The following is an 18,867-nucleotide window of genomic DNA, read 5'->3' as shown; positions in this document are numbered from 1 at the left end:
GAATATCAGTCACAGGGGGAGACAGGGATGGAGCAGCTTGCCGGAGGTTTGGAGCTGGAACGGTATGCCCGGCAGCTGAAGCTGCTTGGAGAAAGCGGACAGCAGGCGCTGAAGGAAGCGACGGTTATGGTGGCCGGAATCGGCGGACTTGGAGGAACGGCCGCACTGTATTTGGCAGCGGCTGGCGTCGGCAAGCTTATTTTGGCCCATGAGGGAATCATCCTTGCACCGGATCTCAACCGGCAGATTCTTATGGACAGCGATCACCTGGGCATGGAACGGATAAGCACAGCGAAAGCGCAGCTGAAGCGGCTGAATCCGCATGTGGAGATCGAAGGGCATAATTCCAAAATTGAATATGAAATTGCCAAACCCTGGGTAGAGAGCGCCGATATTGTGATTGACGCCCGCTATGATTTTCCGGAGAGATATGCGTTGAACCGCATTTGTGTGGATACCGGGACGCCTATGGTGGAAGCTGCGATGTACGGCTTTGAAATTTCGCTTACCACTGTTGTTCCCGGGGAAACGCCTTGCCTGGAATGCCTATATCCAGATCTGCAGCCGCAGTGGGAACCGTTCGGGTTTCCAGTTTTGGGAGCTACGTCCGGAATTGCGGGTTGTTTGGCAGCACTGGAAGCCGTAAAATGGATTACAAGGGTAGGGACAACTTATGCGGGCGTAATGCATCGCTTCAGCTCACTCGACTTCGCCTGTTACAGCGTTGGGCTTACCCGTAATCCGAATTGCGCTTGCTGCGGAGAAGGAGGTAAACCGTGAAAAGTCTCAAGCTATGTGACACGACACTTAGGGATGGTGAACAGGCGGCTGGAGTTTCATTCACGAGGGCGGAAAAGCTGGAAATCGCAAAGTTGCTGTCGGAGTGCGGAGTAGAGCAAGCGGAGGTAGGTATTCCTGCCATGGGCAAGCGGGAGCAGGAGGATATTGCGGCAATCGCCGAACTGGGGCTTCCCATGAAGCTTATGACCTGGAACCGCTCGGTCCTTGGCGATATCGACAAGGCGCGCAGTACCGGAGTGAACTGGAGCCATGTGTCCATTCCGGTCTCAGAGATTCAGCTTCAGGGCAAGCTTGGGCTGACGCCGGCTGAAGGGCTGAACAAGCTGCTTCGTGCGGCGGAGCATGGGCTCAGGCTGGGGATGACGGTGTCGGTAGGGATGGAGGACTCCTCCAGAGCGAATATGGAATTCCTGGTTGAATTGGTGAACAGCCTGTATAAAGAAGGAATCCGCTGGTTCCGTTATGCGGATACGGTATCTGCCCATTATCCCGGGCAGATGACGGAGCGGGTAAGCACGCTGCTGGGGGCGGTTCCCGCAGATGTGGAGCTGGAAGTGCACTGCCACAATGACTTCGGGCTGGCATGCGCCAACACACTTAGCGGCATTGCTGCAGGTGCGGTTTGGGCCAGCACCACCGTAGCCGGCATTGGCGAACGTACGGGCAACGCGGCCATGGAGGAAGTCGCCATGGCCTGGCGGCATTTGTACGGCGGGGAGAGCGGTGTACGGATGGATCTGCTCAAGGGTTTGGCGGATAAGGTTATTGCCGCCTCCGGTCGCAGTGTCGGCGATGCGAAGCCGATTGTGGGGCAGCTGGCATTTACGCATGAGTCAGGAATCCATGTGGACGGGCTGATGAAGGAGAAAAGTACGTATCAGACCTTTGATCCTGCTGAGGTGGGGCGGACGCACCGCTTCGTGCTGGGCAAACATTCTGGAAGCAATGGTGTAGTCCATGTGCTGGAACAGAGAGGACTTGAGGTGAACGCCGACACGGCGGGGCGTTTGCTGGAACGGGTCCGCGTATACGCGGAAGCCAGAAAAGACACTGTTCCGGAGTATTTGCTGGTGCAATGGCTGATGGAGGAACAGCAGCGGGCCCAGAATGCGGTTTGAGCACCTGGAGCAAGTAATGAAGCAAGCAGCATTCCGCTTCCTTGGTGGAGGCGGAACACTGCTTGCTTTTTTTGGCGAGTATTCTTGTTCAGAACGCTCTGTGCCGTGAAAAAAGCTGCGTTTATTGTTGAAAACTTGCATAGCTTACTGTAAGCAACTACAATCTGAGCAGGATGGATTCATAGAGAAAGCAAGAAGAATGGAGAGCCATGACTACAAAGACGATTTTTTTTGATATTGACGGTACGATTTATGATGAGGAGAAGCAGGTGCCTGCTTCCACAAAGAAAGCCATCGCTGAGCTTAAGCGGCTGGGCCATCATGTGGCCATCGCGACAGGGAGGGCCTCCTACATGTTTGAGGATCTGCGGGAAGAGCTGGGGATCCATTCGTATGTTTCGCTTAACGGGCAATATGTTGTTTTTGAGGGGGAAGTGATTTACCGCAATCCGCTGGATACGGCTGCCTTGAAGGAGCTTACGCTGTTCGCCGAGAAGCAGGATCACCCGGTAGCCTATATTGATGCCCTTGACATGAAGGTGAATGTTGCGGAGCATGAGTATATTCAGACAAGCTTAGGATCGTTGAATTTGGCCTTTCCGACGCATGATGCGGAGTATTTTCTGCTGAATGAAATTTATCAGGCGCTGATCTTTTGCCCGAAGGAGAGCCAGGAGATGTACGCGGAAGCCTACCCCGGCTTCAAATTTATCCGTTGGCATCCGCTCTGTATGGATGTTCTGCCGGGCAACGGCTCGAAGGCTAACGGCATTGCCCAAATGATGAAGCATCTCGGAGTGAAGAAGGAAGATATTTATGCTTTTGGCGATGGCCTCAACGATGTAGAGATGCTGCAATTTGTCGGTCATGGCATCGCGATGGGCAATGCGGAGGATGAGGTTAAGGCCGTGGCTCCTTATGTCACCAAGCATGTCAGTGAGAACGGAATTTATGAAGGATTAAAGATGGTTGGTTTGCTGTAGGTTAGGGAATTTTGCGGGTAGAAGGAATAATACAGATCTCGTTTGAAACTAAAGGACTTTCATTGCGGAATCTGCAATAGAATAGTCCTTTTTTGCTGTCGCCGAGCGTTCAATTCTATTAGCTGAAGACGGAGGTAACAAGGCTAAAAACTTATTTTCCGTCTGTATAGGTGAAATCGGTTTGTCCATCTAGTACAAATACCTAGTAAACGCAAAAATATATAATTGCCTACGAGACGGATGTCTATGCCCTTCAATAGGTGAATGGAGTAGTATACATAAAGTCTATTGGAGGTGTTGAAGATGGGTCGCTCTGAGCATAGGAGTAAGGAGCGGGGATGCAAGAAACCGGATATGGCTTGCCCCTTGCCAAGAAAAAAACATCGAAAAACAAAATGTGCAGTACACCGAAAATGCCACTGTAAGGAAATCATCGTCAAAAAGCAAATCGTTCGCGTTAATATTCCCTTGGGGGCATTAGGTGCCGCTGGAGCCGCTGGAGCATTGGGAGCGGCAGGAGCTGTAGAAGCACTGGGTGCAGCAGGTGCTGCCGGAGCTGCGGGAGCACTCGGCGCCGCCGGCGCAGCAGGGGCAGTGGGAGCGACAGGTGTGGCTGGAGCACTCGGTGCTGTAGGCGCCGCTGGAGCGCTCGCAGCCGCTGGAGCCGCCGGAGCACTTGGGGCAGCGGGAGCGACTGGAGCATTAGGCGCTGCCGGAGCCGCCGGACTTTTGGGCGCCGCCGGAGCTGCTGGCGCTTTAGGTGCAGTTGGCGCGACAGGAGCACTCGGTGCTGCCGGAGTAGCAGGAGCCTTGGGCGCCGCTGGAGCCGCCGGCGCTTTAGGTGCAGTTGGCGCGACAGGAGCGCTTGGTGCTGCCGGAGTAGCGGGAGCCTTGGGAGCCGCTGGAGCGGCAGGAGCCTTGGGGGCCGCCGGTGCCCTTGGCCCGGCGGGAGCAGCCGGGTTGGTAGGCCTCCCGGGACCCGCAGGACCGGCAGGACCGGCAGGGCCAACGGGTCCCGTAGGTGCTGCCGGAGTAGCAGGACCACCCGGACCTGTAGGACCAGGCGGACCCGCAGGAGCGCCCGGACCCGTAGGGCCAGGCGGAGCCCCGGGACCTGTAGGTCCAACGGGAGCCGCAGGCGCAGTGGGACCCGCCGGAGTGGCCGGACCCGCAGGACCTGCTGGACCAGCGGGTGCCACCGGAGCGACAGGAGCGGCCGGCGCAGCGGGCCCAGCAGGAGCAACGGGTGCAACGGGTGCCGCAGGCGGTATAGCCCAGTTTGGGTATGTATATAACCTCGGAGCGCAGGTTGTGCCGATCGAGGCGGATGTTTCTTTTGATACCAACGGGTTCCTTACACCTGGAATAACACATGCTCCGGGAACGACTACAATCTCGGTTGCGAATGCAGGTATTTATGAAGTTAATTTTTCAGTATCAGGTGTAGAACCAAATCAATTTGCCTTATTCGTAAACGGCGCGCTCGTTCCGGGTACTGTGTACGGCTCAGGTGCGGGCACGCAGCAGAACACGGGGCAGGCCATATTCGCCCTTTCTTCCGGCGATGTATTAACCCTGAGAAATCACAGCTCCTCCGCAGCAGTCACGCTGCAGACGTTGGCTGGAGGCACGCAAGCCAACGTGAATGCATCTATTGTGATTAAGCAATTGAGTTAGGATTTCATAAACCGTATATCCGGACGATACAGTTCGATAAAAGGGTGGGAAGACTTCCGGAAGGAGCTTTTCACCTTTTTTAATTCACATAACAGTAGAGGTTTGCGGACAGAGCCTGCGTTTTACAGTGGAAGTTGTTATCGTCTTCCTCCAGTGTGGTTAAGATATATTAATATGTCCGGACGAAGCCGCGCCGGTTTCGCCGGAGATCAGGATCTTAAACTACAGGAATTGAAGGAAGCGGAGGGAACCGGAGTGAACCCTAAATGGTGGAAAGAAAGCGTCGTGTACCAGATTTATCCGATCAGTTTTATGGACAGCAACGGTGACGGCATAGGCGATCTGCGCGGGATTATTTCCAAGCTCGATTACCTGCAGAATCTGGGTGTCGATGTCATCTGGGTGTGTCCGATCTATAAATCACCAAACCATGACAATGGCTATGATATTAGTGATTACTGCGATATTATGAAGGAATTCGGGACGATGGATGATTTTGACCGGCTGCTCAGTGAGATGCATTCGCGCGGCATGAAGCTGATGATGGATCTGGTGCTGAATCATACCTCCCATCAGCATCCGTGGTTTATTGAATCGCGAAGCTCGAAGGATAATCCCAAACGGGATTTTTATATATGGAGAAAAGGCAAAAACGGCGGTCCGCCAAACAACTGGGAATCGTATTTCAGCGGTACGGTCTGGGAGCTGGACCCGGTGACGGACGAGTATTATCTCCATCTGTATTCCAAATATCAGCCGGATCTGAACTGGGAAAATCCCGTGGTAATCGACAAGCTGCATGAAATGGTGCAGTGGTGGCTGAAAAAAGGGGTCGACGGGTTCCGGTTTGACGCGATCGCCCACATCGTGAAGGCGGAGGGTTACCCTGATGCGCATAATCCGGGCGGAACGCCGACGGTTCGCGCCTATGATATGTTCTCTAACCTGTCGCATGTGCACACACTGCTGCAGAATCTGTATGATCGGGTGCTGTACTTCTACGATATTATGACGGTTGGCGAAACCTCGGGCCTTGGGCCGGAGCAGGCGCTGGATTATGTCGGCGATGGACGCCGGGAGCTGAACATGACCTTTCAGTTTGAACATATGAATCTGGATGCCGCCTCACCTGGGGGAGGCAAATGGGATGTGGTTCCCTGGCACCTGACGGAGCTCAAAAAAATCATCAGCAACTGGCAGACCGTCCTGCATGACAGGGGCTGGAACGCCAATTATTTATGCAATCATGACCAGCCGCGTTCGGTATCGAGGTTTGGCGACGATCTCTTCTACCGTGTTCCTTCGGCCAAAATGCTGGCCACCTTTATTCATATGCTGGAGGGTACGCCTTACATTTATCAGGGCGAAGAAATCGGCATGACGAATGTGGCTTTTGAATCAATCGACGAATACCGGGATGTGGAAACGCTCAATTATTATGAGGAAAAGCGTTCACACGGCTTAGCCGAAGCCGACATTATGGCCGCCATACACAAAAAAAGCCGGGACAACGCCCGCACACCGATGCAATGGGATGATGGAGAAGAAGGGGGCTTCACAACCGGTGTGCCTTGGATCAGAGTGAACTCCAATTTCAAGGAGATTAATGCGGCTAGTGCAGTCAAAGATCCTGATTCGATTTTTAACTACTATAAAAAGCTGATTGAGCTGCGGAAAAGTCATCAGGTGATCGTTTATGGTGAATATGGACTGTTGCTGGAGGAGCATCCGGAGATTTATGCCTATACCCGTACGCTGGAGGAGCAGCGGCTGCTGGTGATTTTGAATTTTTATGGCCAGGAGCCGGTGTTCGAGCTTCCGGGTGAATTCCAGCCGGAGAAGCTGGAGCTGCTGATCTCCAATTATGCCCCTTCCAAAGAGGAAGATCTAAGAAACCTGAAGCTTCGTCCTTATGAGGCAAGGGTATATCTGCAGCGTCAACGTTGAAATAGCAGAGAGTTGCCATGGCGCGGGAAGTATGGCGAAATGGCGACTCTTTTTTGAGTTTGCCGGCAAAAGGGGTTACAATGGCGGTACATTAGCATAAATAGAGAGGTTTTTGCAGGTGCTGAGGGAGGAGAGAAATCATGAGTGAGTGGTATGAAGAGAGCTTTGGAGAAGACTATTTAATTGTCTACAGACACAGGGACTTCGGAGGGGCACGCCGCGAAGTGGAAAAGATGATCGACTGGCTTGCGCTTCCCCATGGCGCCAAAGTGCTGGATCTCTGCTGCGGGATGGGGCGTCATTCGCTGGCACTCTCAGAGGCCGGGTACGAGGTTACCGGTGTAGATTTATCCGAGGCGTTGCTGAGGGAGGCGCGTTCCCAGAAGGGGGCCGGATCGGTGACCTGGATACGCTCCGATATGCGGAAGCTGCCGCTGGATGGCGGTTTTGACGCAGTGGTTAACCTGTTTACTTCCTTCGGTTATTTTGAGGAGGATGAGGAACAGGTGAAGGTGCTGCGGGAAATTCACCGGATGCTTAAGCCGGGCGGCAAGTTTATTATAGATTTCCTTAACCCTGCTTATGTGATCCGCCATCTTGTACCACATTCCGTTCGTGAGGATGTAGACAATCTCATAGATGAGTCACGCCGGATCGAAAACGGTTATGTGATGAAAGACATCATTCTTACCTCCAAAACAGATCAGACGCCCCGCCGCTACCATGAACGGGTAAAGCTCTATTCGCTGGAACAGTTCAGCAAGATGATCGCAGCCGCAGAACTGCGCCTCGAAGCTGTGCATGGCTGCTACGATGAAAGCGACTATGATGCAGAAAGCTCAACCCGAATGATCTTCCGGGGGACCCGGACTTAGATGGTTTCGGGAAGAAGACTTAGAGGAGGCGGCGGAGATTCCATGCGAAAGCCGGAAATCAAGATAAGGGACAGCGGCATTATCCAGATTTCGGTGCCGATGGCCCCGCCGCTGCGCCAGGTGAACAGCTATCTATTGCCAGACCGGGACGGCAACCTTACGGTGATCGACCCCGGCCCGCATACGCTTGAGGCGGAGCTGGCTTGGCAGGAGGTTATGCAGGAGCTGGGTTTCTCTTGGGACAAGGTGCGCAGTGTTGTCGTCACACACCATCATCCTGACCATTACGGACTGGCCGGCTGGATGCAAGCCCGCTGCGGCAGCAAGGTGTGGATATCGGAACGGGCTCATGCGGAAGCCCGGATGACCTGGGGAGCGGAGGCCACTCTGAACGAGACGCTGCCGCTCCAGTTCCTCCGGCATGGGATGCCGGAGCCTTTGATTCAGGGGATCAGGGAGCATCTGGAGGGCTTCCTTCCCGAGGTAACCCCGCAGCCGGAGGTTACTTATATAAATGCTGCCACCCCTTTTCCGATGGGGGACCGTGAGTGGCAGCCGCTGGTTACCGGCGGGCATGCGCCGGGACATGTGTCGTTTTATCACGGCGGCAGCGGGCTTATGCTCTGCGGCGATGCTGTGCTGCCGCAAATCTCGCCCAATGTCAGCCTGCAGCCCGGCAGTGATCCGCAGCCGCTGCTGACGTTCATGGAGGGGCTGCGCGCGCTGCACAGCTACCCGGTGGCGATGGCGTTCCCGGGGCACCGGGAACCGTTCACCGGCTTTGCGGAGCGGCTTGACAGCCTGCTCCGCCATCACGAGGAGCGGCTGGATGCCACAGCCGCCCTGCTGGCGGACGGCCCGCTGAGCGGATTCGCCGTCTGCGAGGCTATGTTCCGCAGCCGTGTAACCAGCGCGCATCAGCTGCGCTTTGCCATGGGCGAGACGCTGGCGCATCTCGCCGAGCTGGTGCGCCGGGAGCGTGCTATAGTGATAGAGCCCGCTCCCGGAACGGGTGGCAGCACGTTGTTCGCTGCTCTGAACCCGTAGAGTTGCTTCAAGCTCAAGCGGCGGCAGGATATTGCCGCGCTCGCGGAGTGAAGAGGGCGGGGCTGACGGGGAATAAGCAAGCGATAGCGCTATAAAGCAAATAGAGAACAATACATAAAGCCATGACACAGAGTGAGCGGGATATTTCCGCTGCACTGTGGCATGGCTTATTATAGTTGCTGCTGTTCCCAAGGGATCTTGAATTAATCCCTGATCCTTACTCCGGCAAATCGCTGCCAGCCGCTGGTTTCTTGGCGGCTTCTTCAACATCCTCGGGTGCATGGGGCAGGCCAAGCTCCTGTTCGCGTTCGGCTTGTTTCCGGTGGGCGATACGGCTGCTGGCAGCAGCGGCTACAGCACCTACGATGTCATCCAAGAACGTATGGATTTCTCCGGTCGTTTTGTCATTGAGCCGTTCGAGCACGCCGGGCTTCAGTTTATCTACGTAACCATAATTGGTGAAGCCGATGCTTCCGTACACATTCACGATGGAAAAAGCGAGGATTTCATCGACGCCGTACAATCCTTCATCGTTCTCAATCATGTCCTGCAGCGGGGTAAGCAGCTTGCCTTCCTCTGCCAGTACATCCAGCTGGATGCCGGTCAGCACCGCATTCTGCACTTCACGTTTGCTCAGTACCATCTCAACGTTATGGACGCATTCCTCCATCGTCAGATTCGGATAATAGTTTTTTTGCAGGAGCATGACCAGCTCCGCTATTTCCGTAACGGTCACTCCGCGTTTTTGCATCCAGACTTTAGTTGCTTCCGCAACGGCCTTGCTGTTGAGACTGTAAGGGATTTTTGCATCAGCCATCATCTGTCACCTCATAGTAAGTAGTAGTTTTATTGCCTCTTATCATTTCTTTTTCTGTCCTTCGTAAAAATCTGAAGGTAGTGAGATTGTACAGATTCTGGCAGTCAATGTCCAGCAGGTGCACCATTTCTGTGAAGTGGAAGTATAGTGATTTCCCTGACAATTACTTTCCGGCCAATAATTTAGGATAAGCTGTTGTTATTTTTTGGACAGAGGGCTCGTATACATAGCAGTACAATCTGGTATTAACCTTGAAAGGGGTAATTATTGATGAAACATATGAAGCAAATCCGCAATCTTTCGGCGGTTTGTCTGCTGACGGTTCCACTTGCACTGTCCGGCTGCGGTCTGTTTGGCTCAGAGTCGGCAGCGGTTGATCCGCCGCCGGGAGAAGTGGAGGCGCAAATGCTGGAGGTCAGCGGAACCACCGAGCTGGATTCCGGGGTATTCGCACCGGTTGCCGCGGAAGAAAAAGAAGCTGTAGCTGATAAGGATGCCGAAGCAGCCGCACCGGCAGAGACCGGGGAGCGGACAACCGTCTTTCTCGAAGATGGCAACGGATTGCTTGCCCCTGTATCGCTTAGCCTGCCGAAAGGCGAGAGCTCTGCCATGCTGAAGGATTCGCTCACGGCACTGGTCAGCAAGGGAGCCTACGCCTCGTCTTTGCCGGAAGGTTTTCAGGGTGTGCTTCCTGCCGGTACGGAAGTAAAGAGTGTATCCGTGGATAAAGATAAGCTGGCCGTTGTAGAGTTCAACTCAACCTTTAACGACTACGATCCGCTGGAGGAGCGCAAAATTCTCGAAGCAATTACCTGGACATTAACCGGCCAGGAGGGCATTAAGGGCGTGCAGCTCTGGGTTGAAGGCAAGAAATTGACGGAAATGCCGCTGCTCGGCATCCCGCTGGACCGCGCGCTGACACGCAGCATGGGCATTAATCTGCCGAAGCATGGAACACCGCTGATGAATTCCAGCGCAGTTACGGTTTATTTTTCCGCTGCAACCCCTGATGGCGTTCATCAGTATTATGTGCCCGTGACCCGGTTTGTACCCGCCGGAGAAGAGCCGCTGAAAGCAGCCTTGAACGAACTGATTGCCGGACCGGAATCCGGAAACGGCCTGGAGATGGTAATGACCCAGGAAACCGTGCTCGACTCGGTGAAAGCGGGGCAGAATGGTGTGGTTACAGTCTCTTTGACCGACGATATGTTTGCGGACAGCAAAAATGTTCCTAATGAATTTCTGGAATCCGTAGTGCTGACAGTCGCGCAAAATGCCGAGGATGCTCCCGTCCAGATTCGCCTGAACGGCAAGGAGACCGTCACCGGAAGCAATAATGTTGATTACGGCAAGCCGGTTTCCGCTCCGGAATATGTGAACGAGCTGCCGTTATAAAATGCGTCCGGCTGGCTGAAAAGATGCTTTTGTGTCTACTCTTTGGTAGAATAAAGTTTGCCAAGCAGAAACGGATAACGTCCTTAACCGGGGTGTTATCCGTTTCTGCGGAAATCAACGATTTGAAGTGATTTCCGGCAGGAAGCACACAAACTTTAGCTACCCAAAGATGCAGGAGGCAGAAAACATGAGATCAAACGGACGTAACGACGACGGGCTCCGGCCGCTGACAATAACAACCCAAACGAATAAATATGCGGAGGGTTCCGTAATCATTGAGATGGGGGACACCAAAGTTATCTGTACGGCAACAGTGGACGAGAAGGTCCCGCCATTTCTTAAAGGACAGGGTAAGGGATGGGTGACCGCCGAATATTCCATGCTTCCACGGGCCACGCAGACACGCAACCAGCGTGAAGCGGCGCGCGGCAAGCTTACCGGGCGGACGATGGAAATTCAGCGTCTGATTGGCCGGGCGCTGCGTTCTGTTGTTAATTTGCAGGCGCTCGGCGAGCGCAGCATTACGCTGGACTGCGATGTCATTCAAGCGGACGGAGGCACACGGACGGCTTCGATTACGGGTGCTTTTGTAGCCATGGCCTTTGCGATCAACAAAATTGCGCTCCAGCACAAGCTGAGCGTATTCCCGATTACGGACTATCTGGCGGCAATCAGCGTCGGTGTGGTTGGCGACAAAACGCTGCTGGATTTGAACTATGAAGAGGATTCCAAAGCCAAGGTCGATATGAATGTGGTTATGACGGGCGGAGGCGCATTTGTGGAGGTGCAGGGCACCGGGGAAGAGCGGCCGTTCACCCGCCAGGAGCTGGACCAGCTGCTGGGCCTGGGCGAGAAGGGGATTTACGAGCTGATCGCTGTGCAAAAAGAAGTGCTTGGCCCCATCGCCCTCAAAATACCGTCCGGCCTGCCAGGCCAAGAGGTGTAGTATGAAGACCGCCAGCGGAATTCTGATTGTTGCGACGAAAAATAAAGGCAAGGTGCGCGAATTCCAGCATGCTTTTGCCCCGCTTAGGCTGGAGGTCAAAAGTATGTTCGATTATCCCGCTCTGCCTGATGTAGTGGAAGACGGGGTTACTTTTGCCGAAAATGCGCTGAAAAAGGCAAAAGCCGTAGGCGATGCCTTGGGACTGCCCGTTCTGGCGGATGATTCCGGTCTTTGTGTGGATGCCATTGACGGCAGGCCGGGGGTCTACTCGGCACGTTATGCGGGTGAAGGCGCAGAGGACGGTGAGAATAACCTTAAGCTGCTGAACGAGCTGGAAGAACTGAAGCAGGGGGAGGATACCGGCCAGCCGCTGCTCAGCACGGCCCGGTTCGTCTGCGCGTTGTCGCTGTACGATCCTGCAAATGGACAAGAGCTTACCGCTGAAGGCAGGGTAGAGGGCTGGATTACCTCTGAGCCTGCCGGGGGCGGGGGGTTCGGCTATGATCCGCTCTTTTATCTGCCGGAATTTGAGAAAACAATGGCAGAGCTGACGCTGGAAGAGAAACAGCAGATCAGCCACCGGGGGATGGCGCTGCGGCTGCTGACCGAGAAGCTTACGGCTTCCCGCCAGTAAGAGCCAGCAGGACAAATTATTGCTGATTCGAAACATTGCGGCAGGTAAATTGACATGCGGTGAAAAATGTCGCAAGAATAAATTTCTCCTATACGTTAAGTGAAACCAACCTGTCTGCGAATTTTGCAGACAGGTTGGTTTATTATTACCCTGATATATCTATATTTGAAACCGTTTACACCAAAAAGAAAGATTATTTCTTTTTTATTTATTTTTATGAAAAAATACTTCATTATTTCTCTTTTATCTGCTATACTCCTAATAAAGAGAGGGCTGAGTGAGAAAAGGTAACATGATTGAGGCTCTCGTCTTATACCACTATCAAGGGGGATTTTGTGTGAGAACAAACAGATCAGGCTTTATTCTGTCACTGCTAGTCGTGATGGCGCTGTCTATGCTGCTGGCCGGCTGTGGAGGGAATGGGAATGCTCCTGCTCCAACCACATCTGCGAATGGGGCAGAACCTTCTGCTGAACAGACCGATACTCCCAAATCGGAGCCTGTCACATTGGAATTTTGGACGATTGCCCTTCAGCCCACCTTCAATGATTATTTCAATGATCTGATTGCGAAATACGAGGAAAGTCACCCCGGTGTAACGATTGAATGGAAAGACTATCCTTACGATGCCATCTCACAACGGCTGCTGACGAGCACAGCCAGCGGCAAAAGCCCCGATGTAGTTAATCTGAACACAGAATTCGCGAGCCAGCTGGGAAGCAAAGGTGCTTTGCTGAATCTTGCGGATCATCTTACAGCGGAAGAAGCAGGTTCTTATTTTGAAGGGATCTACAACTCTACCGTGTTTGACGGCAAGGCCTATGCGCTTCCGTGGTATACAGGCACTGAAGTTCTGTTCATGAATAAAAAGCTTGTGGAAAAAGCCGGTCTGGATCCGTCCAATCCGCCGCAAACCCGGGATGAGCTGATTGAATGGGCCCGTCAGGTTCATCAAAAGACCGGAGCCGCCGGATATGCGCAGCAGCTCGTATCCAAGCTGTTTCCGATCGATGGAATCTCCATTCTGAATGAAGACAAGACAGCCGCAGCCTTCAATACGCCGGAAGCTGAGGCCATGATCTCACAAATGCGCGATCTAATGAAAGAAGGCGTGGTCCTGAAGGAAGATGCGGATTTCACAAAGCAAATCCAGTATTTCTCCGGTGAACAGGTAGCCTTCCAGTTGTCGGGCCCGACCTTTATCAACTTTATCAAAACCTCGGCGCCGGAAGTCTATGCGAACACGATTGCGGTTCAACTGCCTACAGGCAAAGCCAACCTCCGGCTCTCTAATACCATGGATCTGGTTGTGCCGCAAAAGTCGAAGAATCCGCAGCAGGCTGTTGAATTTGCGGCTTTCGTGACCAATGCGGACAATCAGACCGCCTTCTCCAAGGTTGCTAATACGTTGCCATCATCCAAAGCTTCCATTTCGGATCCATTCTTCACCCAATCTGACGGCACGCTTGAAGCGGAAGCCAAGGTTGTCTCATCGCAAAGTTTGGATAAGGCTACCGATTATATGGTCGGTGTTCCAAGCGCCTCCGATATCAACTCCGCGCTTGCCCGCGGACTGCAGGAAATATTGCTCAACGGGGCAGATATCAAAAAAACGCTGGATGCAGTGGAAAAAGAAGTGAACGGAATCATTAAACAGGGTTCGTAAACCGCTTAGCGATGCGGGGAGGCGCTGTCCTCCCCTTTATATGCTGCAGTACAGAGGGAGGGAGGAATATCGAATGAAGAGATGGGTACGTTCGGAATCTTTCAGCGCTTGGGCGTTTATGACGCCGGGCCTTGTGTTTCTCGCCATTTTTACATTTTGGCCGATCCTTTACGGAATTCCGCTTGCATTAACCGATTATTCGGTCATTGCCGAAACTCGTTATGTAGGCTTTGAGAATTTCACCAGAGCCTTTCAGGATCACAATTTTACCGTCTCGTTATGGAATTCGCTGGTGTATGTCCTTATTGTTCCGGTTATTCAGGTCATCTCCATTCTGATGGCTATTCTCGTAAACAGCCGTCTTCCGGGTGTGAAGATGTTCAGGGCGGCTTATTATATTCCGGTTGTGACTTCGATGGTTGCAGTTGCGCTCATCTGGAGCTGGCTGCTGGGAAACAATGGTGTGGTTAACTATCTGCTGATCCAAGCTGGAATCATCGACGGGCAGGTCTCGTGGCTGTCAAGCAGCAGCACAGCATTGTATGTCCTGATGTTCATCACCATGTGGAAGGGTCTCGGTTATTACATGATGCTGTATCTGGCAGGTCTTCAGGGTATTCCCTCAGATTTGTATGAAGCGGCCAGAGTGGATGGGGCGGGTCCCCTGAGGCTCGTTTTGAATGTGACGATTCCTTTGCTGAGACCTCATATCCTGTTCTGTACGCTGATCTCGATTATGGGGGCGGTCCGGGTATTCGATGAGGTATACATTCTGACCAAAGGCGGGCCGGGAACCTCGACGCTGACCTCCAGCGTGTATATTTTTCAAAAGGGACTGGAGCAGTTCAACTTCGGATATGCATCCGCGCTTGGTCTGATAGTCAGCGTTATTATAGGGGCGCTTAGCATTCTGGTGTTCCGCTTTAACCGGAAAGGCGGGGTGAATTCATATTGAACACAACGAGCAGATCATTCAAACAGCTGAAAAATGGAGTCCGTTATTCCGTCATTTACCTTCTGCTAATTTTGCTGGCCCTGTTCATGATGGGTCCTTTCCTCTGGCTGCTCAGTGTGTCACTGATGCCCGGCAGAAATGTGTTCTCCAGCCCGCCGGCCATTCTGCCGACGTTCATTGACTTTGATAACTACGTGCAGGTCTGGCAGTTCATGTCCTTTCCGCGCTATATTACGAATACGGTCATTATTGCTGTGCTTGGGGTGGTGTTTAATGTTCTGCTGGCCAGTACGACGGCGTATCCGCTGGCAGTCTTTCATTTCAAAGGCCGGAATTTCGTCTTCACCCTGTTGATCGCAACCATGATTATTCCCTCCTCCACGGCAATGATTGTGCATTATCTGACCATTCAGGCTTTTCACTTAGGCAATTCCTATCTGGGGGTTGTGCTTCCAGCTGCTGTGTCGGTATTCAATATTTTTCTGATGCGCCAGACCTTTCTGGGCATACCGTCGGATATTAGGGATTCAGGGAAAATGGACGGCGCTTCAGAGCTCCGCATCTTCTGGCAGCTCGTTCTGCCGCTGGTCAAACCGGGGATTGCCGTCATTGTGCTGCTGGAAGTCATGGCGTTCTGGAATAACTTCCTGTGGCCTATTGTCATCCTGGATGATCCGGAGAAATATCCGCTGGCTGCCGCGCTTACGTACCTGAACGGCCAGTTTTCGTATAACTTCGGCTGGATTGCCGCAGGGACGATGATATCGGTCATTCCTATTATTGTCGTCTTTCTATTTACCCAGAAATATTATATGGAAGGTATCGCAGGTGCGATCAAAGGCTAAGAACGGATACCGGCTGACCCTGCAAGGGAATCAATGATCAGATAGAAAGGATGGCGGGTAAGAATGGCGAATTCATACACAATCGCATTTGTGCCGCTGGATGAGCGGCCCTGCAATTACGAGTTCCCTTCTCTGTTGGCTAGGGGAACAGATTTTGAGGTGCAGCGTCCCCCGATGCAGCTGATGGGACTGAAGAAGCGCCCCGGAGATGCGGACGGATTATGGAGATGGTTTGAAGAGGCCTGCTCCCAGGCGGATGGTGCTGTGGTCGCTTTAGATACATTGCTGTACGGAGGGATTATCCCCTCCAGACTGCATAGCTTGCAGCTGGAGGAGCTTGCCGCAAGGCTTGATAAGCTGCGGGATCTCAAACGGCTGCACCCGAAGCTGGTCATTTATGCCTTTCAGCTTATTATGCGTTGCCCGCAGTATTCCCTGTCCGATGAAGAACCGGATTATTATGCCGATTGGGGCCGGGAAATTTTCCGTAAAGGTTTTATTGGCCACCGCAAGGAGCTCGGCAACGCATCAGGAGAGGAACTGCAGGAGCTTGCGGAGATTGAGGCCCGGCTTCCGCAGAAAATACTGGATGATTACCTCGCACGGCGCAGCATTAATATTGAAGCGAATAAACTGGTGCTGGAGCTGGTGAAGGAAGGTATTATCGAGTTCCTGATTTTCCCGCAGGATGACTCGGCACCCTTCGGGCATACAGCCAAAGATCAGCAGAAGGTCCGCGCGCGGATTACGGAGCTTGATTTGGAGCTTAGAGCCTATATGTACCCCGGTGCAGACGAGGTGGGCTGCACGCTGCTGGCACGGATGATTAATAAAACTACAGGAACAGTGCCGCTCATTTATCCGAGGCTGTCTTCGGTGCAGGGAGCATTCGTCACCCCGTTGTTCGAAGACCGCTTTTTCTATGAGACGCTGAAGTACCAGATTACCGCCGCTGGGGGCCTGATTGTTTCCAGTGCCCAAGAGGCGGATCTTGTGCTGCTGCTGAATACGCCGGGAGAGACCATGATGGAAGCGATATCGCAGCACCAGTCTTTTTTCAGCTATGATGTGTACCGGAACCTGATGGAGCTTGTGGAATACGGCAATTATATAATGAAACAGAAAGGCAAGCCCGTTGCCGTTGCCGATGTTGGCTATGCCAATGGCGGTGACCAGAAGCTGGTCAAAATGCTGCGGGAAAAGGGAATGCTGTTTGAACTCGCAGGTTATGCCGCCTGGAATACAAGCTCCAACACGCTGGGGACGGTCATTTCACAGGCTATGATCTATCTGCATTACGGGCGCACAAAAGAGCATTTGGACTTCCTTGGTCTCCGGTATGCGGAGGATGTATGCTATTGCTCAGTCGTCCGCGGGGAGCTTAGCGAGGGTCCAATCCAGGAGCTGGGCTGCGGCAAATATCTGCTCGACGGGCAGCGGGGAAAGGTCTCGGCTCTGGTTGAACAGCGGCTGGGCCAGGAGTTGGCGTCAAGAATCGATGGTCCCGGGGGAAAGGTAGAGATTACAGACTGCTACATGCCTTGGAACCGGATGTTTGAGGTAGGGCTCTCCGTTCGATTTGTGCCAGCCGGGGAATCCAAGAAACAATAGACTACTAGAGAGAGGGTGGGGACCCTGAATACGATATTGCAGAAGCTACGTCATGGACTAATTGTATCCTGTCAGGCGCTTCCGGGTGAACCGCTGCATGGTGCTGAAATCATGGCACGCATGGCAGCTGCTGCTGAGGAAGGAGGGGCTGTAGGCATCCGGGCAAACGGCTCCGCAGACATCCGGGCGATCAAAAGCGCCGTCTCGCTACCGGTTATCGGTATTATCAAGAGGGATTATCCGGGTTCGGAAGTATATATCACACCAACACTAAAAGAAATTGACGAACTGCTGGAGGCCGGGGCCGATATGATCGCCTTTGATGCAACAAGGCAGAAGAGGCCGGAAGACAGCACCTTGGAGCAAATCGTCGCTTTTCTGCACCGGAGCGGCACGGCTTCGATGGCCGACATTTCGATTCTTGAGGAGGCTCTCCATGCAGAAGCCCTGGGGGTCACCTGCGTCTCGACCACACTCTCGGGCTACACGCCGTATTCCCTGCAGCAGGAAGGGCCTAACTTTGAACTGCTGCAAAGCGCAGTTGATTGTTTGTCCATCCCGGTTATTGCGGAAGGCAGAATGAATGAACCCGCCCAGGTGCAGCAGGCCCTGGAGCTTGGAGCTTATGCCGTAGTTGTGGGTTCAGCCATTACAAGACCCCAGCTGATCACCGGGCGATTTATGGCAGCAATTAGAAAGGTGGCTGTTAACGATGGAAATGACGGATCGGATTAATACGTATTATCCTTCCATGACCAAATCAGAACAGAAGGTAGCCCGTTGTGTGCTTGAGCATCCGGATAATCTCATCTATTTTTCGGTTACGGAGCTTGCGGATTTTGCCGGCACCGGTGAAACCACGGTCATGCGCTTCTGCCGCAAAATCGGATTTAAGGGTTACCAGGACTTCAAGCTTATGCTTGCCCAAGGGCTGCCAAAGCAGCAAGCCTTGTCTGGCCGTGAAGGCAGAGACGGGGATTATCCGACGCATCTTTATGAATCTATGGTTGATGTCCTCCAATCCAGCCTGAGCATGCTGGACCGTGGACAGCTTGAAGAATCCGTTAATCAAATTGATGCGGCGCGCCATGTGCAGTTTTTTGGGGTAGGCTCATCGGCGATTACCGCACTGGATGCCAAAAATCGCTTTCTGCGTATCGGCAGACGGGTTGAGGCTATAGCGGACAGCCACATCCAGTCGATGATGGCAGTAACGATGGGCAAAGGGGATATCGCCTTCGGCATCAGCGTTTCCGGAAGCACTCTGGATACCAATGATATGTTAATGAAGGCGAAGCAGAACGGGGCGAAGATCATTGCCATGACCAACTACGCCAAGTCCCCCATCGCGTCTATTGCTGATATCGTTCTTCTCACTGCCGGTAAAGAGTCGCCTCTGGAAGGCGGGTCCATCGGTGCGAAGATCTCTCAGCTATTCATTATCGATCTGATCTGTGAGGGACTGGAACGCAGGCATACAGATGAGACAAAGAACATGAAGGAACGAACGGCAAGAGCTGTCATTGACCGTATTTATTGAGGGTGCAGCC

General features: G+C 53.1%; 17 protein-coding genes. 16 read left to right on the top strand and 1 reads right to left on the bottom strand.

The annotated features are described in order from the left end of the window. Positions 1-27 precede the first annotated feature (27 nt). The 7 genes from NST07_RS28145 (at position 28) to NST07_RS28115 (ending at position 8,448) form a co-directional block, all read left to right on the top strand. A complete protein-coding gene (locus NST07_RS28145; RefSeq protein ID WP_341379686.1) occupies positions 28-780 on the top strand; it encodes a HesA/MoeB/ThiF family protein in 753 nt (250 codons plus the stop codon). Next, the gene (locus tag NST07_RS28140; protein ID WP_341095936.1) at positions 777-1,919 is read left to right on the top strand and encodes a homocysteine methyltransferase; all 1,143 of its coding nucleotides are present in this window, start codon (positions 777-779) and stop codon (positions 1,917-1,919) included. Before NST07_RS28145 ends, NST07_RS28140 begins: the two co-directional genes overlap by 4 nt. Before the next feature lie 209 nt (positions 1,920-2,128). Beyond that, on the top strand, positions 2,129-2,902 hold the full coding sequence (locus tag NST07_RS28135) for a Cof-type HAD-IIB family hydrolase (protein WP_341380417.1): 774 nt from the start codon (positions 2,129-2,131) through the stop codon (positions 2,900-2,902). Positions 2,903-3,370: 468 nt separating this feature from the next. Continuing rightward, positions 3,371-4,579 carry a collagen-like protein gene (locus tag NST07_RS28130; protein ID WP_341379684.1) on the top strand — a complete coding sequence of 403 codons (1,209 nt, stop codon included), beginning with the start codon at positions 3,371-3,373 and terminating at the stop codon, positions 4,577-4,579. 255 nt (positions 4,580-4,834) lie between these two features. Next, on the top strand, positions 4,835-6,526 hold the full coding sequence (locus NST07_RS28125) for an alpha-glucosidase (RefSeq protein WP_342481982.1): 1,692 nt from the start codon (positions 4,835-4,837) through the stop codon (positions 6,524-6,526). A 140-nt stretch (positions 6,527-6,666) separates the two neighbouring features. Continuing rightward, positions 6,667-7,401, top strand: a complete 735-nt coding sequence (locus tag NST07_RS28120) for a class I SAM-dependent methyltransferase (RefSeq protein WP_342480597.1) — start codon at positions 6,667-6,669, stop codon at positions 7,399-7,401. Between the two features lie 42 nt (positions 7,402-7,443). After that, positions 7,444-8,448: an MBL fold metallo-hydrolase gene (locus tag NST07_RS28115; RefSeq protein WP_342480596.1), complete on the top strand. Its 1,005-nt coding sequence runs from the start codon at positions 7,444-7,446 to the stop codon at positions 8,446-8,448. Positions 8,449-8,665: 217 nt separating this feature from the next. Here NST07_RS28115 and NST07_RS28110 read toward each other — a convergent pair whose 3' ends face one another. Then, complete coding sequence (locus tag NST07_RS28110; protein ID WP_341095926.1) at positions 8,666-9,265, bottom strand: phosphatidylglycerophosphatase A; 600 nt, start codon at positions 9,263-9,265, stop codon at positions 8,666-8,668. A 270-nt stretch (positions 9,266-9,535) separates the two neighbouring features. Between NST07_RS28110 and NST07_RS28105 the strand changes: the two genes are divergently transcribed. The 9 genes from NST07_RS28105 to NST07_RS28065 all read left to right on the top strand — a co-directional run bounded on the left by NST07_RS28105 (position 9,536) and on the right by NST07_RS28065 (position 18,857). Next, positions 9,536-10,660 (top strand): GerMN domain-containing protein, encoded by a 1,125-nt coding sequence (locus NST07_RS28105; protein WP_341095923.1) that lies wholly within the window; start codon positions 9,536-9,538, stop codon positions 10,658-10,660. Between the two features lie 187 nt (positions 10,661-10,847). After that, the gene (gene rph / locus NST07_RS28100) at positions 10,848-11,606 is read left to right on the top strand and encodes a ribonuclease PH (protein ID WP_341095921.1); all 759 of its coding nucleotides are present in this window, start codon (positions 10,848-10,850) and stop codon (positions 11,604-11,606) included. Position 11,607: 1 nt separating this feature from the next. Then, a complete protein-coding gene (locus NST07_RS28095) occupies positions 11,608-12,240 on the top strand; it encodes an XTP/dITP diphosphatase (RefSeq protein WP_342480595.1) in 633 nt (210 codons plus the stop codon). 337 nt (positions 12,241-12,577) lie between these two features. After that, positions 12,578-13,906, top strand: a complete 1,329-nt coding sequence (locus NST07_RS28090; protein WP_342480594.1) for a sugar ABC transporter substrate-binding protein — start codon at positions 12,578-12,580, stop codon at positions 13,904-13,906. Between the two features lie 73 nt (positions 13,907-13,979). Next, positions 13,980-14,861 (top strand): sugar ABC transporter permease, encoded by an 882-nt coding sequence (locus NST07_RS28085; protein ID WP_341095916.1) that lies wholly within the window; start codon positions 13,980-13,982, stop codon positions 14,859-14,861. Beyond that, complete coding sequence (locus NST07_RS28080; protein ID WP_341095915.1) at positions 14,858-15,706, top strand: carbohydrate ABC transporter permease; 849 nt, start codon at positions 14,858-14,860, stop codon at positions 15,704-15,706. Before NST07_RS28085 ends, NST07_RS28080 begins: the two co-directional genes overlap by 4 nt. A gap of 63 nt (positions 15,707-15,769) precedes the next feature. Further along, complete coding sequence (locus tag NST07_RS28075) at positions 15,770-17,317, top strand: DUF4127 family protein (protein WP_341095913.1); 1,548 nt, start codon at positions 15,770-15,772, stop codon at positions 17,315-17,317. Positions 17,318-17,350: 33 nt separating this feature from the next. After that, positions 17,351-18,052 carry an N-acetylmannosamine-6-phosphate 2-epimerase gene (locus NST07_RS28070; RefSeq protein ID WP_342481981.1) on the top strand — a complete coding sequence of 234 codons (702 nt, stop codon included), beginning with the start codon at positions 17,351-17,353 and terminating at the stop codon, positions 18,050-18,052. Beyond that, on the top strand, positions 18,030-18,857 hold the full coding sequence (locus tag NST07_RS28065; RefSeq protein ID WP_342480593.1) for a MurR/RpiR family transcriptional regulator: 828 nt from the start codon (positions 18,030-18,032) through the stop codon (positions 18,855-18,857). Before NST07_RS28070 ends, NST07_RS28065 begins: the two co-directional genes overlap by 23 nt. The last annotated feature ends 10 nt before the right edge of the window (positions 18,858-18,867 follow it).

Source organism: Paenibacillus sp. FSL L8-0340, from assembly GCF_038593145.1.
Classification (GTDB): Bacteria; Bacillota; Bacilli; order Paenibacillales; family Paenibacillaceae; genus Paenibacillus_AQ.
The sequence above is the reverse complement of the archived record's forward strand: the minus strand, read 5'-3'. Positions and strand labels throughout refer to the sequence as shown.

What these genes read in the sequence shown, in the direction of transcription:
- NST07_RS28145 (WP_341379686.1), top strand. Translation starts at nt 28, where the DNA reads ATGGAGCAGCTTGCCGGAGGTTTGGAGCTGGAACGGTATGCCCGGCAG.
- NST07_RS28135 (WP_341380417.1), top strand. Translation starts at nt 2,129, where the DNA reads ATGACTACAAAGACGATTTTTTTTGATATTGACGGTACGATTTATGAT.
- NST07_RS28120 (WP_342480597.1), top strand. Translation starts at nt 6,667, where the DNA reads ATGAGTGAGTGGTATGAAGAGAGCTTTGGAGAAGACTATTTAATTGTC.
- NST07_RS28115 (WP_342480596.1), top strand. Translation starts at nt 7,444, where the DNA reads ATGCGAAAGCCGGAAATCAAGATAAGGGACAGCGGCATTATCCAGATT.
- NST07_RS28110 (WP_341095926.1), bottom strand. Translation starts at nt 9,265, where the DNA reads ATGGCTGATGCAAAAATCCCTTACAGTCTCAACAGCAAGGCCGTTGCG.
- NST07_RS28105 (WP_341095923.1), top strand. Translation starts at nt 9,536, where the DNA reads ATGAAACATATGAAGCAAATCCGCAATCTTTCGGCGGTTTGTCTGCTG.
- rph (WP_341095921.1), top strand. Translation starts at nt 10,848, where the DNA reads ATGAGATCAAACGGACGTAACGACGACGGGCTCCGGCCGCTGACAATA.
- NST07_RS28095 (WP_342480595.1), top strand. Translation starts at nt 11,608, where the DNA reads ATGAAGACCGCCAGCGGAATTCTGATTGTTGCGACGAAAAATAAAGGC.
- NST07_RS28085 (WP_341095916.1), top strand. Translation starts at nt 13,980, where the DNA reads ATGAAGAGATGGGTACGTTCGGAATCTTTCAGCGCTTGGGCGTTTATG.
- NST07_RS28075 (WP_341095913.1), top strand. Translation starts at nt 15,770, where the DNA reads ATGGCGAATTCATACACAATCGCATTTGTGCCGCTGGATGAGCGGCCC.
- NST07_RS28065 (WP_342480593.1), top strand. Translation starts at nt 18,030, where the DNA reads ATGGAAATGACGGATCGGATTAATACGTATTATCCTTCCATGACCAAA.